The organism is Enterobacter sp. R-25, from assembly GCF_049913205.1.
Classification (GTDB): Bacteria; Pseudomonadota; Gammaproteobacteria; order Enterobacterales; family Enterobacteriaceae; genus Enterobacter; species Enterobacter ludwigii.
Window position 1 is genome coordinate 3,363,115 of the sequence record NZ_CP183982.1, and the last position, 19,221, is coordinate 3,382,335.

General features: G+C 53.1%; 17 protein-coding genes. 8 read left to right on the forward strand and 9 right to left on the reverse strand.

Annotated elements, in window-relative coordinates; genetic code table 11:
- The 5 genes from tssL to ACN9MQ_RS16015 form a co-directional block, all read right to left on the reverse strand.
- Positions 1 to 654 carry a type VI secretion system protein TssL, short form gene (tssL, locus tag ACN9MQ_RS15995; protein WP_032678639.1) on the reverse strand — a complete coding sequence of 218 codons (654 nt, stop codon included), beginning with the start codon at positions 652 to 654 and terminating at the stop codon, positions 1 to 3.
- Positions 651 to 1,988, reverse strand: coding sequence for a type VI secretion system baseplate subunit TssK (gene tssK, locus ACN9MQ_RS16000; RefSeq protein WP_426021543.1), 1,338 nt, complete (start codon positions 1,986 to 1,988; stop codon positions 651 to 653). The genes tssL and tssK overlap by 4 nt, the downstream gene beginning before the upstream one ends.
- 18 nt (positions 1,989 to 2,006) lie before the next feature.
- Entirely contained in the window at positions 2,007 to 3,554 is a 1,548-nt protein-coding gene (gene tssC / locus ACN9MQ_RS16005) for a type VI secretion system contractile sheath large subunit (protein WP_426021542.1), read from the reverse strand.
- Between the two features lie 33 nt (positions 3,555 to 3,587).
- The gene (gene tssB / locus ACN9MQ_RS16010) at positions 3,588 to 4,088 is read right to left on the reverse strand and encodes a type VI secretion system contractile sheath small subunit (protein WP_025204527.1); all 501 of its coding nucleotides are present in this window, start codon (positions 4,086 to 4,088) and stop codon (positions 3,588 to 3,590) included.
- Between the two features lie 856 nt (positions 4,089 to 4,944).
- Complete coding sequence (locus ACN9MQ_RS16015; protein WP_426021541.1) at positions 4,945 to 5,613, reverse strand: helix-turn-helix domain-containing protein; 669 nt, start codon at positions 5,611 to 5,613, stop codon at positions 4,945 to 4,947.
- Positions 5,614 to 5,787: 174 nt separating this feature from the next.
- Between ACN9MQ_RS16015 and ACN9MQ_RS16020 the strand changes: the two genes are divergently transcribed.
- The 3 genes from ACN9MQ_RS16020 (at position 5,788) to ypdK (ending at position 7,894) form a co-directional block, all read left to right on the forward strand.
- Entirely contained in the window at positions 5,788 to 6,264 is a 477-nt protein-coding gene (locus ACN9MQ_RS16020; protein ID WP_426021540.1) for a WbuC family cupin fold metalloprotein, read from the forward strand.
- A 283-nt stretch (positions 6,265 to 6,547) separates the two neighbouring features.
- Positions 6,548 to 7,468 carry a kdo(2)-lipid IV(A) palmitoleoyltransferase gene (gene lpxP / locus ACN9MQ_RS16025; RefSeq protein ID WP_025203512.1) on the forward strand — a complete coding sequence of 307 codons (921 nt, stop codon included), beginning with the start codon at positions 6,548 to 6,550 and terminating at the stop codon, positions 7,466 to 7,468.
- Positions 7,469 to 7,822: 354 nt separating this feature from the next.
- The gene (gene ypdK, locus ACN9MQ_RS16030; RefSeq protein WP_099458937.1) at positions 7,823 to 7,894 is read left to right on the forward strand and encodes a membrane protein YpdK; all 72 of its coding nucleotides are present in this window, start codon (positions 7,823 to 7,825) and stop codon (positions 7,892 to 7,894) included.
- A gap of 52 nt (positions 7,895 to 7,946) precedes the next feature.
- On the opposite strand, the gene alaC is transcribed toward ypdK, so the two are convergent.
- Positions 7,947 to 9,185, reverse strand: coding sequence for an alanine transaminase (alaC, locus tag ACN9MQ_RS16035; protein WP_025203511.1), 1,239 nt, complete (start codon positions 9,183 to 9,185; stop codon positions 7,947 to 7,949).
- A 385-nt stretch (positions 9,186 to 9,570) separates the two neighbouring features.
- Here alaC and ACN9MQ_RS16040 point away from each other — a divergent pair, with 385 nt between their 5' ends.
- The gene (locus ACN9MQ_RS16040) at positions 9,571 to 11,268 is read left to right on the forward strand and encodes a sensor histidine kinase (protein WP_025203510.1); all 1,698 of its coding nucleotides are present in this window, start codon (positions 9,571 to 9,573) and stop codon (positions 11,266 to 11,268) included.
- A 13-nt stretch (positions 11,269 to 11,281) separates the two neighbouring features.
- Complete coding sequence (locus ACN9MQ_RS16045) at positions 11,282 to 12,013, forward strand: LytR/AlgR family response regulator transcription factor (RefSeq protein WP_025203509.1); 732 nt, start codon at positions 11,282 to 11,284, stop codon at positions 12,011 to 12,013.
- Positions 12,014 to 12,045: 32 nt separating this feature from the next.
- Here the strand turns inward: ACN9MQ_RS16045 and glk are convergent, their stop codons facing one another.
- Positions 12,046 to 13,011 carry a glucokinase gene (gene glk, locus ACN9MQ_RS16050; protein ID WP_014171063.1) on the reverse strand — a complete coding sequence of 322 codons (966 nt, stop codon included), beginning with the start codon at positions 13,009 to 13,011 and terminating at the stop codon, positions 12,046 to 12,048.
- A gap of 205 nt (positions 13,012 to 13,216) precedes the next feature.
- Here glk and ACN9MQ_RS16055 point away from each other — a divergent pair, with 205 nt between their 5' ends.
- Positions 13,217 to 14,452 carry an ion channel protein gene (locus tag ACN9MQ_RS16055; RefSeq protein WP_020883101.1) on the forward strand — a complete coding sequence of 412 codons (1,236 nt, stop codon included), beginning with the start codon at positions 13,217 to 13,219 and terminating at the stop codon, positions 14,450 to 14,452.
- Here ACN9MQ_RS16055 and ipdC read toward each other — a convergent pair whose 3' ends face one another.
- Positions 14,453 to 16,111, reverse strand: a complete 1,659-nt coding sequence (gene ipdC, locus ACN9MQ_RS16060; RefSeq protein ID WP_106503383.1) for an indolepyruvate decarboxylase — start codon at positions 16,109 to 16,111, stop codon at positions 14,453 to 14,455. It lies immediately after the preceding gene.
- Between the two features lie 184 nt (positions 16,112 to 16,295).
- Between ipdC and mgrA the strand changes: the two genes are divergently transcribed.
- Together mgrA and ACN9MQ_RS16070 are read left to right on the forward strand one after the other, a co-directional pair.
- Positions 16,296 to 17,294, forward strand: coding sequence for an L-glyceraldehyde 3-phosphate reductase (gene mgrA, locus ACN9MQ_RS16065; protein ID WP_426021538.1), 999 nt, complete (start codon positions 16,296 to 16,298; stop codon positions 17,292 to 17,294).
- Positions 17,295 to 17,421: 127 nt separating this feature from the next.
- Positions 17,422 to 17,769, forward strand: coding sequence for a DUF2502 domain-containing protein (locus tag ACN9MQ_RS16070; RefSeq protein ID WP_014171067.1), 348 nt, complete (start codon positions 17,422 to 17,424; stop codon positions 17,767 to 17,769).
- Positions 17,770 to 17,844: 75 nt separating this feature from the next.
- Here the strand turns inward: ACN9MQ_RS16070 and ACN9MQ_RS16075 are convergent, their stop codons facing one another.
- A complete protein-coding gene (locus ACN9MQ_RS16075) occupies positions 17,845 to 19,083 on the reverse strand; it encodes an Nramp family divalent metal transporter (protein WP_121339195.1) in 1,239 nt (412 codons plus the stop codon).
- Positions 19,084 to 19,221: the final 138 nt, after the last annotated feature.

Consider the following 19,221-nt stretch of genomic DNA (forward strand, 5'->3'; position numbering starts at 1 on the left):
TTACCCCGGCCTGACAGTCTGGCTTACCAGCTCGGCAAGCGAAGACGAAAGGAAGAACCAGAGAGCCGCCAGGGCAACAGTGGCCGCAATCCAGGACAGCCAGTACCACCGACGGCCGCTGCGCAGGCGTGAAGCGCGGGAAACAATGGGGGCGTCCTGTGCCAACGTGAAGGCCGGTACCCGTTCAGCGAGCGCGCGAACAATATCCTCGCGACGCTCGTCGTCCTGGGCGCGATACTGACCAACGAATCCCAGCTGCAGGGTCCGGTACATGCAGGTCAGGACGGCGGCATCAGGGGCGGTTTCTTTCAGCAGTTTCCGGATCCGTTCCCACAGTTCCTCCCCGGCATTAAGGGTGCCAAAAAAATGTGCCTGCAACGGATCACGCCGCCAGGTCAGGTATCCATCATCGGTGGTTCCCCTGTTCATCACGCTCTCATCAAGCAGTGCACACAGGGCATACACCATATGGTCGCGGCTGATATTGCTGTAGCCTGCCTCCGTGAGCGCAATCTTCGCCTCCTGCACCAGACGGCTGGCCCGGCGATAGAGCCCTTCTCCATCACGGACTTCCTGCCCACCGCGTAGCTGGCTGGCCATCAGCCAGCCAGGGTAGAAGATACGTTCTAACTGGCTGAGTTCGGATTTGTTCATGTGCGCAGCACCGCAAAGAGTTCAAGGTTCACATCCCCCAGCGAACGCGGGGTATAGAAGGTGCAGTTGCCCATTTCAAGCATCGCTCTTGCCGCCTGAGTATTGAGATCAAGAGAGAAATACTGGTTCTCAAGACGTAACGGGATAGCGGCCGGAACATGCGTCAGAGGCTTGATAATCATCCCGCTCAGGGCCACATTCACTACATCCGAAACATCATCAAAGCTGCCCGCTTTACACAACTGCGGGAACTTCGTCTGAAGTTCATGGTTCGGCATGGTGGAGCGTACGGAGAGATAGAAGTCCGCCCCTTCGCGCAGACGCGCATCGTGCAGGACACCCTTCCAGATCTGGTCCTGATGTTCGAGGTGGATACTCACTACTCTCGACGGCAGGCTCGCTTCCAGCAGCTTATCGAGCAGTGCCAACAACGGTGGGAATACCCGTTCCGGTGTATCGTGCTGATAAGCAGGAATGTCTCCGGCATCGTGCTCCAGTGAGAAGGTCAGCAGGCTGCCGGCCAGACGGGCCAGTTCGCGATACAGCAGTTCCGGGTGCCGTGCAGGTGTCTGCAGGAGTTCCGTCAGCACCGGCTCGGCGCTGTTCAGGGCATTAAGCAGCCAGAACAGGGAGACATCCGCAACCGCAAAGTCGGCCATCCGCTCATTGCTCTCACGACGCATCGCCATCAGACGTCGGCGGCGGGCCTGCAGCCGGACCACCAGGTCGCCCAGTTCGGTGGTCAGCAGTGGGCTTGCAGAAACGGAAAGCATCGGCGGGATGAAAGCCGGGTCCCTGCTCCACTGTCCCTGCGCATTACGTACCAGACGTGCCACCGGGCAGGTCAGCCAGGCCGTGTTTTCCTGACTGGACAGACGCAGGGTGAGCGCATTACGCAGAATGGCGAGTTCTCCGCTTTCATGGCCAGCCAGTTCCTGCACCACTATACGTTCGGCTTTCCAGCGACGCGGGCGTTCACTGTCCTGCCCGTTATCGAGGTTGCCGCCACTGGCGCTCAGCAGGGGTAGTGCGACAACCACGTCAACAGCCTCAGAACCGTTTGCGGCGGATAAATCACAGACCGGCGGAAGATTATCCGCCAGGCCCGTATCAACAATCGTGCCATCCTGAAAACGAACCACCAGACGGGTGGCATTCAGGCGCGAGAGCACCAGTGCGGCATCATCAAATTCAGCCGCAACCACACCCCAGGGATGCGAAATTCCCATTCGGGCGACCATGTCGGCAACATACTCACTCCAGCGTGCCTGCTGCTGGAACTGTTGTGGGGCAAGAGCTGCCCCATCCTCCCAAAGCGGGCGATAAATTTTCATCCCTGATTTCCCCTCGCCTTACGATTTGGCTTTCGGCATCTGAGAAACCAGAGACAGATTGACGTCCATCCCTTCTACCTGGAAGTGCGGCACGGCGTACAGCTTCACGCGGAAGAAGCCCGGGTTATCTTCAATATCTTCTACCACCACTTTCGCATCGCGCAGTGGGTGGGACGCCTGCAGCTCATCGCCGGGATCGGTCATTTCCGTCACCAGACCGCGAACCCAGGTGTTCAGCTCCAGCTCCAGAAGACGACGATCCTTAGTGGTGCCGATGTTTTCGCGCTGAATGAGCTTCAGGTAGTGCGCGATACGCGACAGCAGGAAGATGTAAGGCAGACGGGCGTTGATGCGGCTGTTGGCCGTCGCATCGGCGGTATCGTAAAGCGCCGGTTTCTGCGTGGAGTTCGCAGAGAAAAAGCACGCGTAGTCGCGATTTTTGTAGTACGACAATGGAATGAAACCCAGGTTGGCAAATTCAAATTCACGCGTCTCAGGGATCATCACTTCAGACGGGATCTTCACCTGATTGCCAGTGCCCAGATCGTATAAATGGATAGGCAGATCCTGTACAGCACCACCAGCCTGCGGGCCACGTATCTGTACACACCAACCGTTGTTGATAAAGCTGCGTACCATATTGGTCGCAAAGGCAAAGGAAGCATTGGTCCACAAATATCTATTGTGATCCGGACCTTTCACTTCTTCGACGTAGTTGAAGCTACGCACAGGTACGGTATCCGGACCATAAGGCAGGCGCCCCAGTACACGCGGCATGACCAGACCGATATAGCGGGAATCATCCGTCTCGCGGAAGGATTTCCACTTGATGTACTCAGCGCGGTCAAAGTAATTACCGATATCTTTAATGGCCGCCACGTCCTCCATATTGTCTTTCAGGAAGAATTTCGGGCCGGCAGAACCGATAAACGGCATATGTGCAGCCGCAGACACTTTAGAGATGTTGCGCAGCAGGGCTACATCCTGCGCAGACGCATCAAATTCGTAAGCGGAAATCAGCGCAGCAATCGGCTCTCCACCCGGGGTATCATACTCATCAATATATGTATGTTTATACAGCCCACTTTGGACGATTTCCGGGCAGTCTTCAAAGTCCTGACGCAGGTCTTCTTTAGACATATCCAGGAGTTCAACTTTCACGTTCTGGCGAAAATCGGTTTTGTCGACAAGAGATTTCACACCGCGCCACAGACTTTCTACCGCCTGAAAGTCTTCATGATGCATAACAGCATCAAGCTGACGGCTGATCTGGTAATCCAGTTCCGCGATATGGTGGTCAATCAGGTTTTTGTCGAGTTTCTCAACTTTTGAGCCCGCTTTTGTCAGACATTCCAGGAACACCTTCATGCCGGCAGTTAAACGTTCGTCTGCTGTTGCATCCGACATCGCCTGTGCATCCTGCCAGATATCAAGCGCACTTAGCTCAGAGACAGGGTTAAGATTGATTTTTTCAAACAGGGACGCATATACCCCGCCTGCTGCAGGACGTTCAAGCACTACACTCTCGTTACCCGCGGCATTCTCATTTTTTACAGACATCAACATATTCCTTATTAATCCGTTAAAAGCATATGGCCGTTATGGCTGTTTCGGAGCCAGGGCTGAGAGTTCGGCTCTGAGTTCTGCACTTAATGCAGGGTCGAGAAGAATTTTTTCCAGCTCTTTTCGGAAAGCCTGGTTATCAAGCAGGTTTGCTTTTAAATCGCGAAGCAAATTGCGCATGGAGAGCATGGCCTTCAGCTGAGGTATTTGCCGCGAAACCTGCTCCGGAGAGAAATCATTAATACTCTGGAATGTCAGATTGATGTTGTCTTCACTGCCATCACCAGCAAGCGTGTTTTTAACGGTAATATTTACGATTGGGGAATATTCGGAAAGTACAGAGTCAAAGTTGTTTTTATTCAGATTAACTTTTTTGCGCTCCGATAGTGGTGCAGTCTCCTGACCATTACTGAAGTCTCCCGCCACCAGTAATTTCAGGGGGAGCTCAGTTTTCTTGCTCGCTCCGCCCGTATGCAAATCAAGCTTTAAATTAATACGTGCCTTGGGTATTTCGGACTGAAAAGAAGAGTTAGACATGGCTATCCCTGTTTTATGGAGTTATAAAAACGGTCAATGCCAGTGAGAAATTAATAAGAAAGGCAAACCCAGCCAGAACAGCTTCCAGGTTCACGTCATCGGACGAAAATCAAAACCCCGGAATTAAAAGCGGGCACATTCCATTCACCAGCATATCGACATTGTGTTTTTGAGCATTTGTCTGAAATGAAAAAATTTCGGATAAGACCCAATAGCCGGAGTGTAGGAACGTTCCCTGCCCGATCGGAAACCAAAAAATGTAACAAAACGTTGCCGCTAAAAATCTTAACAACCAAAGATCATCTTTCTGATTTATAAGAATTTTCTTGCATACCCCTTTAACCCTTATGAAATAAGGGTGTACAGCAAGTGATCAATTTAATTTAGGGGTGATTTTGTATAAAATCTCATCAATCACATGAAATATCTGATTTTGTACTTTTATCAAAAATTAAAGGCAGAACATGCCTGCCTATGTGAAAAAATTGGCGACATTTACAGGCCTTCACCATTTTTTATTATTTACTTAAATGATTTTTATTATTTTCATCAGAAAAGTAAATATCACGGGACTTTATGGATGCCTCATCCCAGTACCAGTGATAGGTAAATTTCAGGCATCAATCGAGGAGTGGGCACAACCTTGAACAACAACCCTATCTTGTTGCTAAAATCAGGGTTCCGGGGATACAGAGGGGACGACGCTGACATGACGTCATTAAAGTTGGTTTTGAAATCTGTATAACACCGTCTGGTGCAACGTTGTTGATTTAACTTTCCTGAAAGATATCATCACGCCCTTAACCGGGCCCCCCTCTGTAACCCAAAGCATGCTCTCACTTTACACAATAAAGGGTCATTCCTGCCGTTGCATTCCTGCAGAGGACACCATGCTCTCATCGGCGCGCCGATACACCGGCACAAGGCGAGTGGTTCCGGTAAGATTATCAAATACCTGTTTTTCCGCAGTGGTAATTCTCATTCCGGCCTTTCTCAAACGCGACACCTCAGCAGCAATCCGCTGGATCCCAAACCAGAACAGCGCATCAAGCGCGGTTACCTCCAGACCACTTAACAGAGCACGCTTCAGACGTTCCGTGGGGGGCTTAATTTCTTTGGCTATCTGCAGAAAAGGTTCCGCGGTCAATTGTGTCGCTTCCATTCGCCGTATACGTGTGGACAGATGATATTGAAAAACGTCAGGTACATCGCTCAAATCGGACTTCACGCTCCAGACACAGCCAAACCGTTTCCCGTTAAAAATGACATTCTTTTGGCTGAGCTGCAGTTCATCACGCAACCCGGCAATTAACTGAGGAGTCCGCACGAGCAGCAGGCGGAAAGGCAGCTCAAAGCTGGTAACGTAATCGACATTGGTCAGGGCAATACGCAGACGCGCCTCGGCCCCGGCCTGCATCGCCTTGCACTCGCTTAAAACGTCGGCCCACTGACGGGTAAGACGCGGAGGTTCATTCGCCTCGGTAAATCTGTATTTTTCAATCTGATAATCGATTTGCTCTGTCACCCGCTTTTCCCTGTCAGTCACGTTTTAGCCGCTAAAGAGAATTTAGCAGCAGAGGTTATTATGCTCCATAGGTGATGTGCAGTGATTGAACCCTCATTTATACGGGTTATGTTATTCCGTATTACAATTCCACAGCTTTACTCCACAGGCCCTCTTCTCTTTCAGGCAACCATCATGAAACAAATCACGCTCTCCGATTTGAAGCAACAAAGTGAAGCGGCGGCTAACGCCCCGCGTTTACGCGCACATCGTAACTTTCATCCTGAACTGAGCGACCCGGTTCAGCGACTGGCCATCGCGATGGAACCTGGCACCTATGTTCGCCCTCATCGTCATCCGCATACCTTTGAGCTGTTACTTCCCCTTCGCGGGCGTTTTGTCGTGCTGAATTTTGACGACCAGGGCGTCGTCACCCGTCGCGTCGTATTAGGTGAAGCGTGTATGGCGCTGGAGATGGAGGCGGGAACCTGGCATGCCGTGCTGTCACTGGATCACGGCGGCGTTATTTTTGAAGTTAAACACGGTGGCTATCAACCGGTGGCTGATGAGGATTTCGTTACCTGGGCCCCCGCCGAGGGAGAGCCCGGTACAGCCGCGCTGATGGCATGGTATAAACAGGTACAGCCTGTCGATGCGGCCTGGAAAGCATAACGACTGCTTTCAAAATATCCAAACAGATGCCGTCGCGCATCTGTTCTGGTTTATAAAAACAGAAAAATCAAAGACCTTTCGAATTGCCGCTTTTTTAATCAAGAACGAGTAATAGCACATACCGTATAAAGGGTGCTACATTATACCGCCCACCCAACGTCAGCAATGGCCAGGCAACGCCGTAAAGATCGGTAAAGCCTGCAACCATGACCTTGTACTACGGTCTAACAGGTACGTGGTTACGCAATGCGTGACTTTCACCGACTTTATATAGGTTCCCATTATTTTGTCACAATCCAAATTCAAACGCGCGTTTCTGCACCCGCGTTACTGGTTCACATGGTTTGGTCTTGGCGTGCTCTGGTTACTGGTTCAGCTTCCTTATCCCGTAATCCGCATTCTGGGCTCCAGGCTTGGCAGCGCATCGCGCCACTTCCTTAAACGTCGTGAGTCTATTGCGCGTAAAAATCTCGAACTTTGCTTTCCACAGTACAATGCGGAACAGCGCGAAAAATTGATTGCTGAAAACTTTAAATCTATCGGCATGGCTCTGCTTGAAACCGGTATGGCATGGTTCTGGTCTGATGAACGTGTTCGTAAATGGTTTGATGTGGAAGGCCTGGATAACCTGAAACGTGCCCAGTTGCAAAACCGCGGCGTGATGGTGGTCGGCGTTCACTTTATGTCTCTGGAACTGGGGGGTCGCGTCATGGGGCTTTGCCAGCCGATGATGGCAACCTACCGTCCGCACAACAGCGCTGTGATGGAATGGGTGCAGACACGTGGTCGTATGCGCTCGAATAAGGCGATGATCAGCCGTAACAACCTGCGCGGCATGGTTGGCGCACTGAAAAAAGGTGAGGCCGTCTGGTTCGCACCGGACCAGGATTATGGGCGTAAAGGCAGTAGCTTCGCTCCGTTCTTTGCGGTGAAAGATGTCGCCACGACCAATGGTACCTTTGTGATTTCACGTCTTTCCGGTGCCTCCATGTTGACCGTCACGATGGTCAGAAAAGCGGATAAATCAGGTTATCGCCTGCATATCTCCCCTGAGATGGCTAACTATCCGGAAAACGAAGGCGAAGCCGCTACGTTCATCAATAAAGTTATCGAAATGGAAATCATGCGTGCGCCTGAGCAATATCTCTGGATGCATCGCCGTTTCAAAACACGCCCTCTTGGCGAAGCCTCGCTGTACATCTAAATTCCAGAAGGTTAGTTTCGTTAAGAAACTAACCTTTTCAATGACCTGTAATCACGCTGTGTACTGTCTTTCTTTGCGTCGCTCAAAGTGAATTTATTGCGTTCTGAAATCAAACTGTCGCCGTTCCACGACACCCGTAAGTGACGGAAATTATTTAAAAAAATCCCTCTTGTCACCCCCCATTTTTAGGCGTACATTAGCGCCGTCTGGCAACAGGAAAGCACAGAATTCTGAGCGGGAGTCAGCGGTATTACGGGAAAAATCTTATTTCCGCTATAAGCCAACTTCAGCTCTCTATAATCAGGTGGACTCTGTTTTTAAATGCGTACCACAAGATACGCGGAGCGATGAAACGTGAAATATTTCTTTATGGGCATTTCGGTGATTGTTTTAGTCTGGGCCGGAACGTTTGCCCTGATGATCTAGTGAAGAACATGCAGTCAAAAAAACAGGAGCCGATGGCTCCTGTTTTTTTATGTCATGATGACGCGTGATGTTCGGTGACGCTTTTCGATGAGAGAAGTCCGTCGGCGCGGAACATACTCTTGATGCCCCTCACCGCCTGCCGGATGCGGTCACTGTTTTCAATCAGAGCGAATCGCACATGGGTGTCGCCATAATCACCAAAGCCAATGCCCGGCGAGACACATACCTTCGCGTCCTGCAGCAGCTTTTTGGCAAACTCCAGCGATCCCATTGCCGCATACGGCTCCGGAATTTTAGCCCAGACGTACATGGACGCTTTCGGCATGTCCACCATCCAGCCAGCTTCATGCAACCCTTTGACCAGCACATCACGGCGACGCTTATACTGCGCAGCAATCTCATGCACACACTGCTGATCGCCTTCAAGGGCTGCAATAGCCGCGACCTGAAGCGGGGTAAAGGTACCGTAGTCGTGATAACTCTTGATGCGCGCCAGGGCATTCACCAGCGTCTTGTTGCCCACCATAAAGCCGATGCGCCAGCCAGCCATGTTGTAGCTTTTCGACAGCGTAAAGAACTCAACCGCCACATCGCGTGCGCCAGGAACCTGCATAATCGAAGGGGCTTTCCAGCCGTCATAGACAATATCGGCATAGGCTAAATCATGCACCACCAGCACGTCGTAACGTTTAGCCAGGGCGACCACTTTTTCAAAGAAATCGAGCTCTACGCACTGCGCCGTCGGGTTCGACGGAAAACCGAGGATCATCATCTTAGGTTTCGGATAGCTTTCGCGAATCGCACGTTCCAGTTCGTTAAAGAAATCGACCCCTTCCACCAGTGGTACGGAGCGAACCTGCGCTCCGGCAATCACGGCGCCATAAATGTGAATCGGGTAGCTCGGATTGGGCACCAGTACGGTATCACCATGATCCAGAGTCGCCAGCATCAGGTGCGCCAGACCCTCTTTTGAGCCGATGGTGACAATCGCCTCGCTTTCAGGGTCGATATCGACCTGGTAGCGATCCTGATACCAGCGAGAAATTGCACGACGTAATCGAGGAATACCGCGAGAGGTAGAGTAGCCGTGCGTATCCGGACGCTGAGCAACCGTACATAATTTCTCAACAATATGCGGCGGTGTTGGGCCGTCAGGGTTACCCATGCTGAAATCAATAATGTCTTCGCCGCGCCGACGCGCAGCCATTTTCAGTTCAGCAGTGATGTTGAATACATAAGGGGGGAGACGATCGATACGCGTAAAACGGCGTTCAGGACTGAATTCAGCCATAGATTCCTCAGATTAACGTTAGCGCCCGGACCGTCCGAGCGACGCTGCCACCGATGTGGCATGTTTAGAAAATAACCTGAAAAAAATCATGCTGTCGAGAGGGAAATGAAAAAAAAGAGTGCGCGCTAAAATCGGAACCCTGCTGCCTTGAAAAGCGGAAGCGTCCGAAGTGACAGCCTCTTTCTGATATCTGTTGTGTAACACGATGATATCAAAACCGTTACCTGCTCAGGCGTTATCACAAAAAAATCGGGAGACTTCAGCCCTCTCCTGATAATCCCCTTTGAAAAACAGGGTTTTCCCCATTTGATAAACCTGACGGATAGCTGGTCAATACGCGCCAGGTTTTTTATCATGGTTCTTTCCCGTTTTTCCTGGTCTACTCGTGCACGAAATATTCAATATGCTGCTGGCGGTTTTTGACCGCGCGGCATTAATGCTGATTTGCCTGTTTTTCCTCATCCGCATTCGCCTGTTCCGCGAGCTTTTGCACAAGTCTGCGCACTCGCCAAAAGAGCTGCTGGCCGTCACCGCTATCTTCTCGCTGTTCGCGTTGTTCAGCACCTGGTCCGGCGTGCCGGTCGAGGGATCGCTGGTTAACGTGCGTATCATTGCCGTCATGTCCGGCGGGATTTTGTTTGGCCCGTGGGTCGGCGTCATCACCGGACTGATTGCCGGTACGCACCGTTACCTGATTGATATCGGTGGCGTGACGGCAATTCCCTGTTTTATTACCAGTATTATCGCCGGGGTACTGTCAGGATGGATTAACCGCAAGATCCCGAAAAAGCAGCGCTGGCGCGCCGGGATCATCGCCGGCATGGTGTGCGAAACGCTGACCATGATCCTGGTGGTGGTGTGGGCCCCCACTATCGCACTGGGGCTGGATATCGTTTCGAAAATCGGTATTCCCATGATCCTCGGCAGCGTCTGCATCGGTTTTATCGTGCTGCTGGTACAAAGCGTTGAGGGAGAAAAAGAGGCCAGCGCCGCACGTCAGGCCAAGCTGGCGCTGGATATCGCCAACAAAACGCTGCCACTCTTCCGCCATGTGAACGCGGAGTCGTTACGTCAGGTCTGCGATATTATCCGCCGCGATATTCATGCCGATGCGGTCGCCATTACCAATAACGACCACGTACTGGCTTACGTCGGCGTCGGGGAACACAATTACCGCGATAATGACGATACCATTAGCCCCACCACCCGACAGGCGATCAACTACGGTAAAATCATCATTAAGAACAATGATGAAGCTCACCGAACGCCGGAAATCCACTCCATGCTGGTGATTCCGCTGTGGGAAAAAGGCGTGGTAACGGGCACGCTAAAAATCTACTACTGCCACGCGCACCAGATCACCTCCACGCTTCAGGAGATGGCCATCGGCCTGTCGCAGATTATCTCTACCCAGCTGGAAGTTTCCCGTGCAGAACAGCTGCGCGAGATGGCAAATAAGGCAGAACTGCGCGCGCTTCAGAGCAAAATCAATCCTCATTTTCTGTTTAACGCGCTGAACGCCATCTCGTCCTCCATCCGGATGAATCCGGACACCGCGCGTCAGCTTATATTCAATCTGTCGCGCTACCTGCGCTATAACATTGAACTGAACGATGACGAGCAGATCGACATCAAAAAAGAGCTGTATCAGATCAAGGACTATATCGCGATTGAGCAGGCCCGTTTTGGTGACAAGCTCACGGTGATTTACGATATCGATGAAGAGGTCAACTGTGTGATCCCAAGCCTGCTGATCCAGCCGCTGGTGGAAAACGCGATTGTTCACGGCATTCAGCCGTGTAAAGGTAAAGGCGTGGTCACCATCAGCGTAACCGAAAGCGGTAACCGCGTGCGCATTGCCGTGCGCGATACCGGCCACGGTATTGATCCAAAAGTCATTGAGCGCGTGGAGTCTAACGAAATGCCGGGCAATAAAATTGGACTGCTGAACGTGCACCATCGGGTCAAGCTCTTATTCGGCGACGGACTGCACATTCACCGTCTCGAACCCGGCACCGAAATTGCTTTTTACGTCCCGAATGAACGCTCCCCCGTTCATGCGGCGACATCACTGTTGCCATAGGCCGGAGTAATCAATGAAAGTCATCATCGTGGAAGATGAAATTCTGGCTCAACAGGAGCTGAGCTGGCTTATCAAAACGCACAGCCAGATGGAGATTGTGGGTACCTTTGAGGATGGTCTGGACGTGCTCAAGTTCTTGCAGCATAACCGGGTCGACGCCATTTTTCTGGATATCAACATTCCATCACTGGACGGCGTATTACTGGCGCAAAATATTAATCAGTTTGCTCATAAGCCGTTTATTGTTTTCGTCACCGCCTGGAAAGAGCACGCCGTAGAAGCCTTCGAACTGGAAGCGTTTGACTATATTCTGAAGCCTTACCAGGAATCGCGTATTGTCAGCATGCTGCAAAAGCTGGAAGCCGCATGGCAACAACAGGCCACGCCTGCTAACGCAAGCCCGGCGATACGTGAAAACGACACCATAAATCTGGTCAAGGATGAACGCATCATCGTGACGCCTATCGACGATATCTACTATGCCGAAGCGCACGAGAAGATGACGTTTGTCTATACACGGCGTGAATCGTACGTGATGGCAATGAACATCACCGAGTTTTGCAACAAACTGCCGGCGGCGCACTTTTTCCGCTGCCACCGTTCGTTTTGCGTCAATCTAAACAAGATCCGCGAGATCGAACCGTGGTTTAACAACACCTATATTTTGCGTCTGAAGGATCTTGATTTTCAGGTCCCGGTGAGTCGCAGCAAGGTGAAAGAGTTCCGCCAGCTGATGCATCTGTAAAAATCCCCTCTCCCGCAGGAGAGGGATAGTCCTCAGAGGATTTGACCCAGTACCTGACGCAGGTGCGCGCCCGAGCCAAGCAGGCCAGGGTTATCGTGCACAATCAGGTACACAGGGATGTCCTGCACATAGCTTCTGAAGCGACCTTTGTCTTCAAACGCACCACGGAAGCCTGAGGCTGTAAAGAAGTCGAGGAAACGCGGTACGATCCCGCCCGCGATATAGACTCCCCCGAAGGTGCCCAGCGTCAGCGCCAGGTTGCCGCCAAACCGTCCCATGATCACACAGAACAGCGACAGCGCACGGCGACAGTCGATGCAGCTGTCCGCCAGCGCGCGCTCGGTCACATCTTTTGGCTGCAGATTCTCCGGCAGACGACCGTCTGATTTTACAATCGCACGGTACAGATTCACCAGACCCGGACCGGAAAGCACGCGCTCGGCGGAGACGTGGCCGATTTCAGCGCGCAACTCTTCGAGGATAATGCCCTCTTCTTCGCTGTTGGGCGCAAAGTCCACGTGACCGCCCTCACCCGGCAGGCTTACCCAGCGCTGGTCGACGTGAACCAGATGTGAAACGCCAAGACCGGTACCGGCACCGTAGACCGCAATCGGCTTACCTTCTACTGGCGCTGTACCGCCAAACTGAATCAGATGCTCTGGCTTCAGCATCGGGATCGCCATGGACACGGCAGTAAAGTCATTGATGATTTCAAGATGCGAAAAACCAAGGTTTTTTTTCATCTCAGCGATGGAAAATGCCCAGACATGGTTGGTCATCGCCACCCAGTCACCGGTAATCGGGCAGGCAATGGCGATACATCCGTCTTCGATGCTCACCTGTTGCTCTTCAAGATAGACCCGAACAACGGCCTCAAGACTTGGATAATCCAGCCCTGAATAGGTTTTCGCCCGGGAAATTTCACCGCTATTTACATCGCATAGGGCAAGGCGAGCATTCGTGCCGCCCACATCGCCTACCAAAGCATACTTTGTCATTCTTCTACTGCTCCGCTAAAGTCAGAATAAATCTTTGGGACACTGTAAGTTCAAGGCGTGATAACAACAACGACCGGAAGGTGAATGCCCGTGGATTATCGATCTTCGTCACAGAATAACTTTACCGTTTCAGCACCTTTTGCACTATTGCCATAAAGCTGATTGTGCAAAGTAACGTAATAGCGTTTTGTACAAGGAAATCATCATGCTCCATCCGCGAGCCAGAACCATGCTCTTACTGGCAATACCGGCGCTGATCATTGGCGTTGCCTCAAGTCTGGTGCTCATTGTCGTGATGAAAGTCGCGTCGGTGTTGCAGGCGATGTTATGGACGGCGCTTCCTGCACAACTGGGCGTCAGCGTGGATTCGCCGGGATGGATCATGTTGATGCTGACGCTCACCGGCGTTGCGGTGGGTCTGGTGATCCGCTTTAGCCCCGGGCACGCCGGGCCTGATCCGGCGCTTGAGCCACTGATCGGTGCGCCCGTTCCCCCCTCGGCGCTGCCGGGGCTGATTATCGCGTTGATCCTGGGTCTGGCGGGCGGTGTCAGCCTTGGTCCTGAACACCCCATCATGGCGGTAAACATTGGTATGGCGGTCTTTCTCGGTTCGCGCATTTTACCCCGGGTCGGTGCGCTGGACTGGACCATCCTCGCCTCTGCAGGCACCATCGGGGCGCTTTTCGGCACGCCCGTTGCCGCCGCCCTTATTTTTTCTCAGACGCTTACCAGCAATAACGACGTCCCGCTCTGGGATAAACTCTTTGCGCCGCTGATGGCCGCTGCGGCTGGTGCGCTCACGACCAGTCTGTTTTTCCATCCTCATTTCTCACTCTCTCTGCCCCACTACGGTCAGATGCATATTGCCGATATTTTCAGCGGTGCCATCGTCGTCGCGATCGCCATTGCACTCGGGATGATTGCGGTATGGTGCCTTCCGCGCCTGCACCGTCTGATGCACCGGCTGAAGCACCCGGTGCTGATTCTGGGGGCGGGTGGTCTGATGCTGGGCGTATTAGGGGCTATCGGCGGAACGGTAACGCTGTTTAAAGGCCTTGATGAAATGCAGCAGTTGGCTTTCAGCCAGGTGTTCAGCGTGTCTGATTACCTGCTGTTTGCGCTGGTTAAACTGGCGGCGCTGGTGGTAGCTGCAGCATGTGGGTTCCGCGGTGGGCGTATCTTCCCGGCGGTGTTTATCGGCGTGGCGCTGGGGCTGATGCTGCATGAACATGTGGATGCGGTGCCGGCAGCGATAACGGTCTCTTGCTCAATTCTGGGGCTGGTGCTGGTGGTGACGCGCGATGCGTGGCTGAGCCTGTTTATGGCGGCGGTAGTGGTGCCGGATTCAACGCTCTTCCCCCTGCTCTGTATCGTGATGTTGCCCGCCTGGCTCCTGCTGGCGGGCAAACCGATGATGATGGCCTGGCGAAACGACAAGTAATCAGGCGTTATTACGCGCTTCCAGAGCTTTGGTAAGCGCCCCGAGCAGCGGCGGGATATCCGCTTTCGGGAGCATCACCTCAATCAACGAGAGCCGCTCGTGGTGCGCCACTTTTTCAAGTACGTCCGCCAGCTGTTCCGCTTCACTGACCCGCCAGCACTCAGACTGAGGATCGAGGCTCAACGCCTGCGGAATGTGCGTCCAGTTCCACAAAGCAATGTCGTTATACCGCTGCTCCGCCCCATGGATAGCCCTCTCAACCGTGTAGCCTTCGTTGTTGAGCACCAGAATAATGGGGTGCTGTTTATCACGCAGCATCGAGCCTAGTTCCTGAATGGTGAGCTGGGCCGCGCCATCCCCCGTCAGCACAATCACGCGCCGGTTCGGGCATGCGGTTTGTGCACCAAACGCCGCCGCCAGCGTGTAACCAATCGAGCCCCACAGCGGCTGGACGATAAAGTTCACATCAGCCGGTAAACGCAGATCAATCGCGCCGAAGGCCGATGTTCCCTGGTCGGCAAGGATAATGTCCCCCGGGCGAATAAAGGTTTGCAACGTTCTCCAGAAATTCTCCTGGGTAAGCGAACCGTCCGGCTGCGGGAACGGTATTGCGCCGGATGATGACGACATAAGGCCAGTGTGCACGTGCTGTTTGCAGAGTTCGACCAGCGTCTCAATCGCCTGGTTCATTGGGATGCCGGTAAACCAGACATCCCCGACGCGTGCGGCATGCGGCTGAACTTCAATGGTTTGCGCCGGGGTAAGCTGGTGCGTGAACCCGGCCGTCAGGGTATCGGTAAAACGCGTGCCAACACACAATACCGTGTCAGCCCCTTCAATCGCCTCTTTTACCGCACCGGTGCTGGCTGAACCACTGTATGTGCCGTAAAAACCCGCCTGACGCTCGTCGAATATCCCTTTCCCCATCAGCATGGTGGCATGGGCCATCGGTACCTCTTTCACCCACTTCTGTAGCGCATGCTTCAGGCCATGGCGCAGAACAAGGAAGTCGGCCAGCAGCGCGGTACGTTTGCTCATCGCCAGTTTGTTCTCAGCAGCATCCCGGAACGCTTTCAGGCAGGCGCTATCGGCATGAGCCTGCTTATGAGTGAGAGCGTTTACAGGCGGCGTAGCGGCTTTTTTTGCCACATCGGCGGGTAACATCAGATAACCGGGGCGGCGTTCCCGAAGCATGGTTGTCAACACACGGTCGATTTCATAACAGGCATTTTGTTCGGTAAGGACCGCCTGTGCGACGGTGATCGGCTCGCTCATATGATAAAAGTGACGGAACTCCCCATCCCCCAACGTATGATGCAGCAGCTCTCCCCTTTGCTGTGCCGCCGTACCCGGCGCCCCCACAATATGTAAAACCGGGACATGCTCGGCATAGCTGCCGGCAATACCGTTCATGGCACTTAACTCCCCAACGCCGAATGTGGTCAGCAGCGCGGCAAAGCCCTTACATCGGGCGTATCCGTCAGCGGCATAGGATGCGTTCAGCTCATTGGCACAGCCCACCCAACAAATATCCGGGCTGTCTATTACGTGGTCGAGAAACTGCAGGTTATAGTCGCCCGGCACGCCAAACAGATGATCGGCACCACAATCTGTAAGACGGTCCAGCAGGTAATCGGCGACGCAGTATGGGGTTCGCATAACAGGTGTCCTTCTGACGTTGACCTCACTTTGAGTATTAAAGAAGCGTGATGGCTGTCCAGAATTGGTCGTAAGAAGGGCATGGAAAGAATGCTTTACAAAAAAGGCTGCGCTATGCTCTTTTTTTTCATGTAAATGTAAACGTATACACTGATTTTTCCTTTCAGCGCCAGAGGGCATCAGAATGGGTTACCAGCCGGACAAAAATCGTTATCAGACAATGCAGTATCGCCGCTGTGGGCAAAGCGGACTCAGGTTGCCTGCCATCTCACTCGGGTTGTGGCACAATTTTGGCGACGCCACGCTTGTCGAAAACAGCCGTCAACTTTTACAACGCGCGTTCGATCTGGGTATTACGCATTTCGACCTTGCCAATAATTACGGTCCTCCTCCCGGCTCAGCCGAACGTAACTTCGGTCGCATTTTGCAGGAAGATTTCCTGCCATGGCGCGACGAGCTGATCATCTCGACCAAAGCGGGTTATACCATGTGGGATGGCCCCTACGGCGACTGGGGGTCACGCAAATATCTGGTTGCCAGCCTGGATCAAAGCCTGAAGCGTATGGGGCTGGAATATGTGGATATCTTCTATCATCACCGTCCTGACCCACAAACGCCACTGCTGGAAACCATGAAAGCGCTTGACCATGTGGTGCGTCAGGGAAAAGCCCTTTACGTCGGGTTATCAAATTACCCTGCAGAACAGGCCCGCAAGGCTATCGATATCCTGAACGACCTTGGGACGCCGTGTCTGATCCACCAGCCGAAATATTCGATGTTTGAACGTGCGCCAGAGGAAGGCCTGCTGGACGTGCTGCAGGAAAAAGGCGTCGGCTGCATTCCCTTCTCGCCGCTGGCGGGGGGACAGCTGACTAACCGCTACCTGAACGGTATTCCTGCAGACTCGCGTGCGGCAAGCGGCAGTAAGTTCCTTAATCCCGATCAGATCACCGAAGAGAAGCTGGAGAAGGTTCGTCAACTGAACGCGCTGGCGGAAAACCGCGGCCAGAAACTGTCACAGATGGTGCTGGCGTGGATTTTACGCCACGAGTCGGTAACGTCAGTGCTGATTGGGGCCAGTAAAACCGCCCAGATTGACGATGCCGTGGCAATGCTGGAAAACCGCCATTTCTCGGCGGAAGAACTGGCAATCATTGATGGGATCCTGAACAGCTCAAAATAAAATCACTTTTAGCAAAAAGTGCTCTCATTCATGAATTAGGAGTTGAGGCGATGAAACGAGCCTTTACCAACTCGTAATATTGCGTTAACAGGCCCCACAAAGGCCCCGATCGTGAAGGAGAAAGAGTATGTTCAGGTCACTGATTCTTGCAGCGGTATTACTGGCTTCGGCCCCGCTGATCGCCACTGCGGGCGAAATCACCCTGTTGCCATCAGTTAAATTACAAATTGGCGATCGTGACGACTACGGCAGATACTGGGACGGTGGCTACTGGCGCGACCGTGATTACTGGAACCGTCACTATGAGTGGCGCGGCGACCGCTGGCGCAGACATGATAATGGCCTGCATCGCGGCTGGTACAAAAACAACGCCTATGAACGTGGTTACCGTGAAGGCTGGAACGATCGTGACGACCGCCGCGGTGGCTGGGGTCACGGTGGCAGAGGACACGGTGGTCACGGCCATCATCACTAATGCGTCATCACTAATGCATCATCAGTAATGCAAAAAGGAGCCTCCCGGCTCCTTTTTCTTTGGTTCAACGCGACGCTATAACCCCAGAGCAGTGCCGACCAGGAGCCACAGGTTCAACGACACCACTACCGCCACAATGACCCAACCGGTTCGTTTCACCAGCGTGCTGTTCACCAGTTCGCCCATCAGGCTTTTGTCACTGGTAAAGATCAGCAGCGGCACCAGTGCAAGCGCGATACCAAAACTCAGCAGTACCTGGCTCATGACCAGAATTCTCGTGGGATCCAGCCCCATCAGAATCACAACAAAGGAGGGCAGCATGGTCACGGAGCGACGAACCCAAAGCGGAATGTGGAAACGGACAAAGCCCTGCATCACCACCTGCCCTGCCAGCGTCCCCACAACCGTTGACGAGAGACCGGCCGCCACCAGGCTCAGCCCGAATATCGTGGCAGCAGCGTGGCTCAGTAACGGTTCCAGCGTAAGGTATGCCTGGTCGAGATCGGCAATACCGGTGTGACCGTTAAAATGGAAAGCGGCGGCAGCGGTCGCCATCATCGCCAGGTTCACAAAACCGGCAATGGTCATGGCGATCGCCACATCCCATTTCGTCGCAGAGTAACGCTCTTTGCGCGTCCCACCGTGCAGGTGCTGTGTCAGCGAGGAATGCAGGTAAATGACATGCGGCATGATGGTTGCGCCCAGCACCCCGGCGGCCAGGAACACCGCTTCAGAGGTTGGCAGGCTCGGGATAATCATCCCTTTGCTGAGCTGTGCCAGATTCGGCTGAGAGAAAATCAGCTCGACGATATAGGCCGCCGCCACAAACAGCAGCAGCCCGCCGATCACTTTTTCCAGCGGTTTTTGACCGCGACGCTGCAGCATCAGGATCAGGAAAGTGGCAATCCCGGTGAGCACCGCGCCCTGAAGCAGCGAGACGCCGAGGATCAATTTAAAACCAATCGCGGCCCCGATGAATTCGGCGAGGTCGGTTGCCATGGCGATAATTTCCGCCTGAACCCAGTAAAGCCATACCGCCGGACGCGGATAGTGATCGCGAATTTGTTCAGCCAGGTTTTTGCCCGTGGCAATCCCCAGCTTCGCGGACAGCATCTGAATCAACATGGCCATCAGGTTAGCCCACACGACCACCCAGAGCAGCTTATAGCCGAAGCTGGCCCCGGCCTGAATATTGGTCGCAAAGTTACCTGGATCGATATAGCCGATGGCAGCAATGAACGCAGGTCCCATTAACGCGAACCGCAACTTGCGCGCTGCTCTGCCATTGCTACCCTCTACGCGACTGTTTGTCATTTCTGCCTCTGGAAATATAGCCTTTGCTATGTTTAATGCTATCAAAATGAGAATGATTATCAAGATCATTTAGTGAGTTTATAGTGATTTCTCTGATAGCTTTGAACAATAGACGGGCGGGTAAGGTGGGGCGATCTA

Coding starts and splice junctions, on each gene's coding strand:
- tssL (WP_032678639.1), bottom strand. CDS start 654: ATGAACAAATCCGAACTCAGCCAGTTAGAACGTATCTTCTACCCTGGC.
- tssK (WP_426021543.1), bottom strand. CDS start 1,988: ATGAAAATTTATCGCCCGCTTTGGGAGGATGGGGCAGCTCTTGCCCCA.
- tssC (WP_426021542.1), bottom strand. CDS start 3,554: ATGTTGATGTCTGTAAAAAATGAGAATGCCGCGGGTAACGAGAGTGTA.
- tssB (WP_025204527.1), bottom strand. CDS start 4,088: ATGTCTAACTCTTCTTTTCAGTCCGAAATACCCAAGGCACGTATTAAT.
- ACN9MQ_RS16020 (WP_426021540.1), top strand. CDS start 5,788: ATGAAACAAATCACGCTCTCCGATTTGAAGCAACAAAGTGAAGCGGCG.
- alaC (WP_025203511.1), bottom strand. CDS start 9,185: ATGGCTGAATTCAGTCCTGAACGCCGTTTTACGCGTATCGATCGTCTC.
- ACN9MQ_RS16045 (WP_025203509.1), top strand. CDS start 11,282: ATGAAAGTCATCATCGTGGAAGATGAAATTCTGGCTCAACAGGAGCTG.
- glk (WP_014171063.1), bottom strand. CDS start 13,011: ATGACAAAGTATGCTTTGGTAGGCGATGTGGGCGGCACGAATGCTCGC.
- ACN9MQ_RS16055 (WP_020883101.1), top strand. CDS start 13,217: ATGCTCCATCCGCGAGCCAGAACCATGCTCTTACTGGCAATACCGGCG.
- ipdC (WP_106503383.1), bottom strand. CDS start 16,111: ATGCGAACCCCATACTGCGTCGCCGATTACCTGCTGGACCGTCTTACA.
- mgrA (WP_426021538.1), top strand. CDS start 16,296: ATGGGTTACCAGCCGGACAAAAATCGTTATCAGACAATGCAGTATCGC.
- ACN9MQ_RS16070 (WP_014171067.1), top strand. CDS start 17,422: ATGTTCAGGTCACTGATTCTTGCAGCGGTATTACTGGCTTCGGCCCCG.
- ACN9MQ_RS16075 (WP_121339195.1), bottom strand. CDS start 19,083: ATGACAAACAGTCGCGTAGAGGGTAGCAATGGCAGAGCAGCGCGCAAG.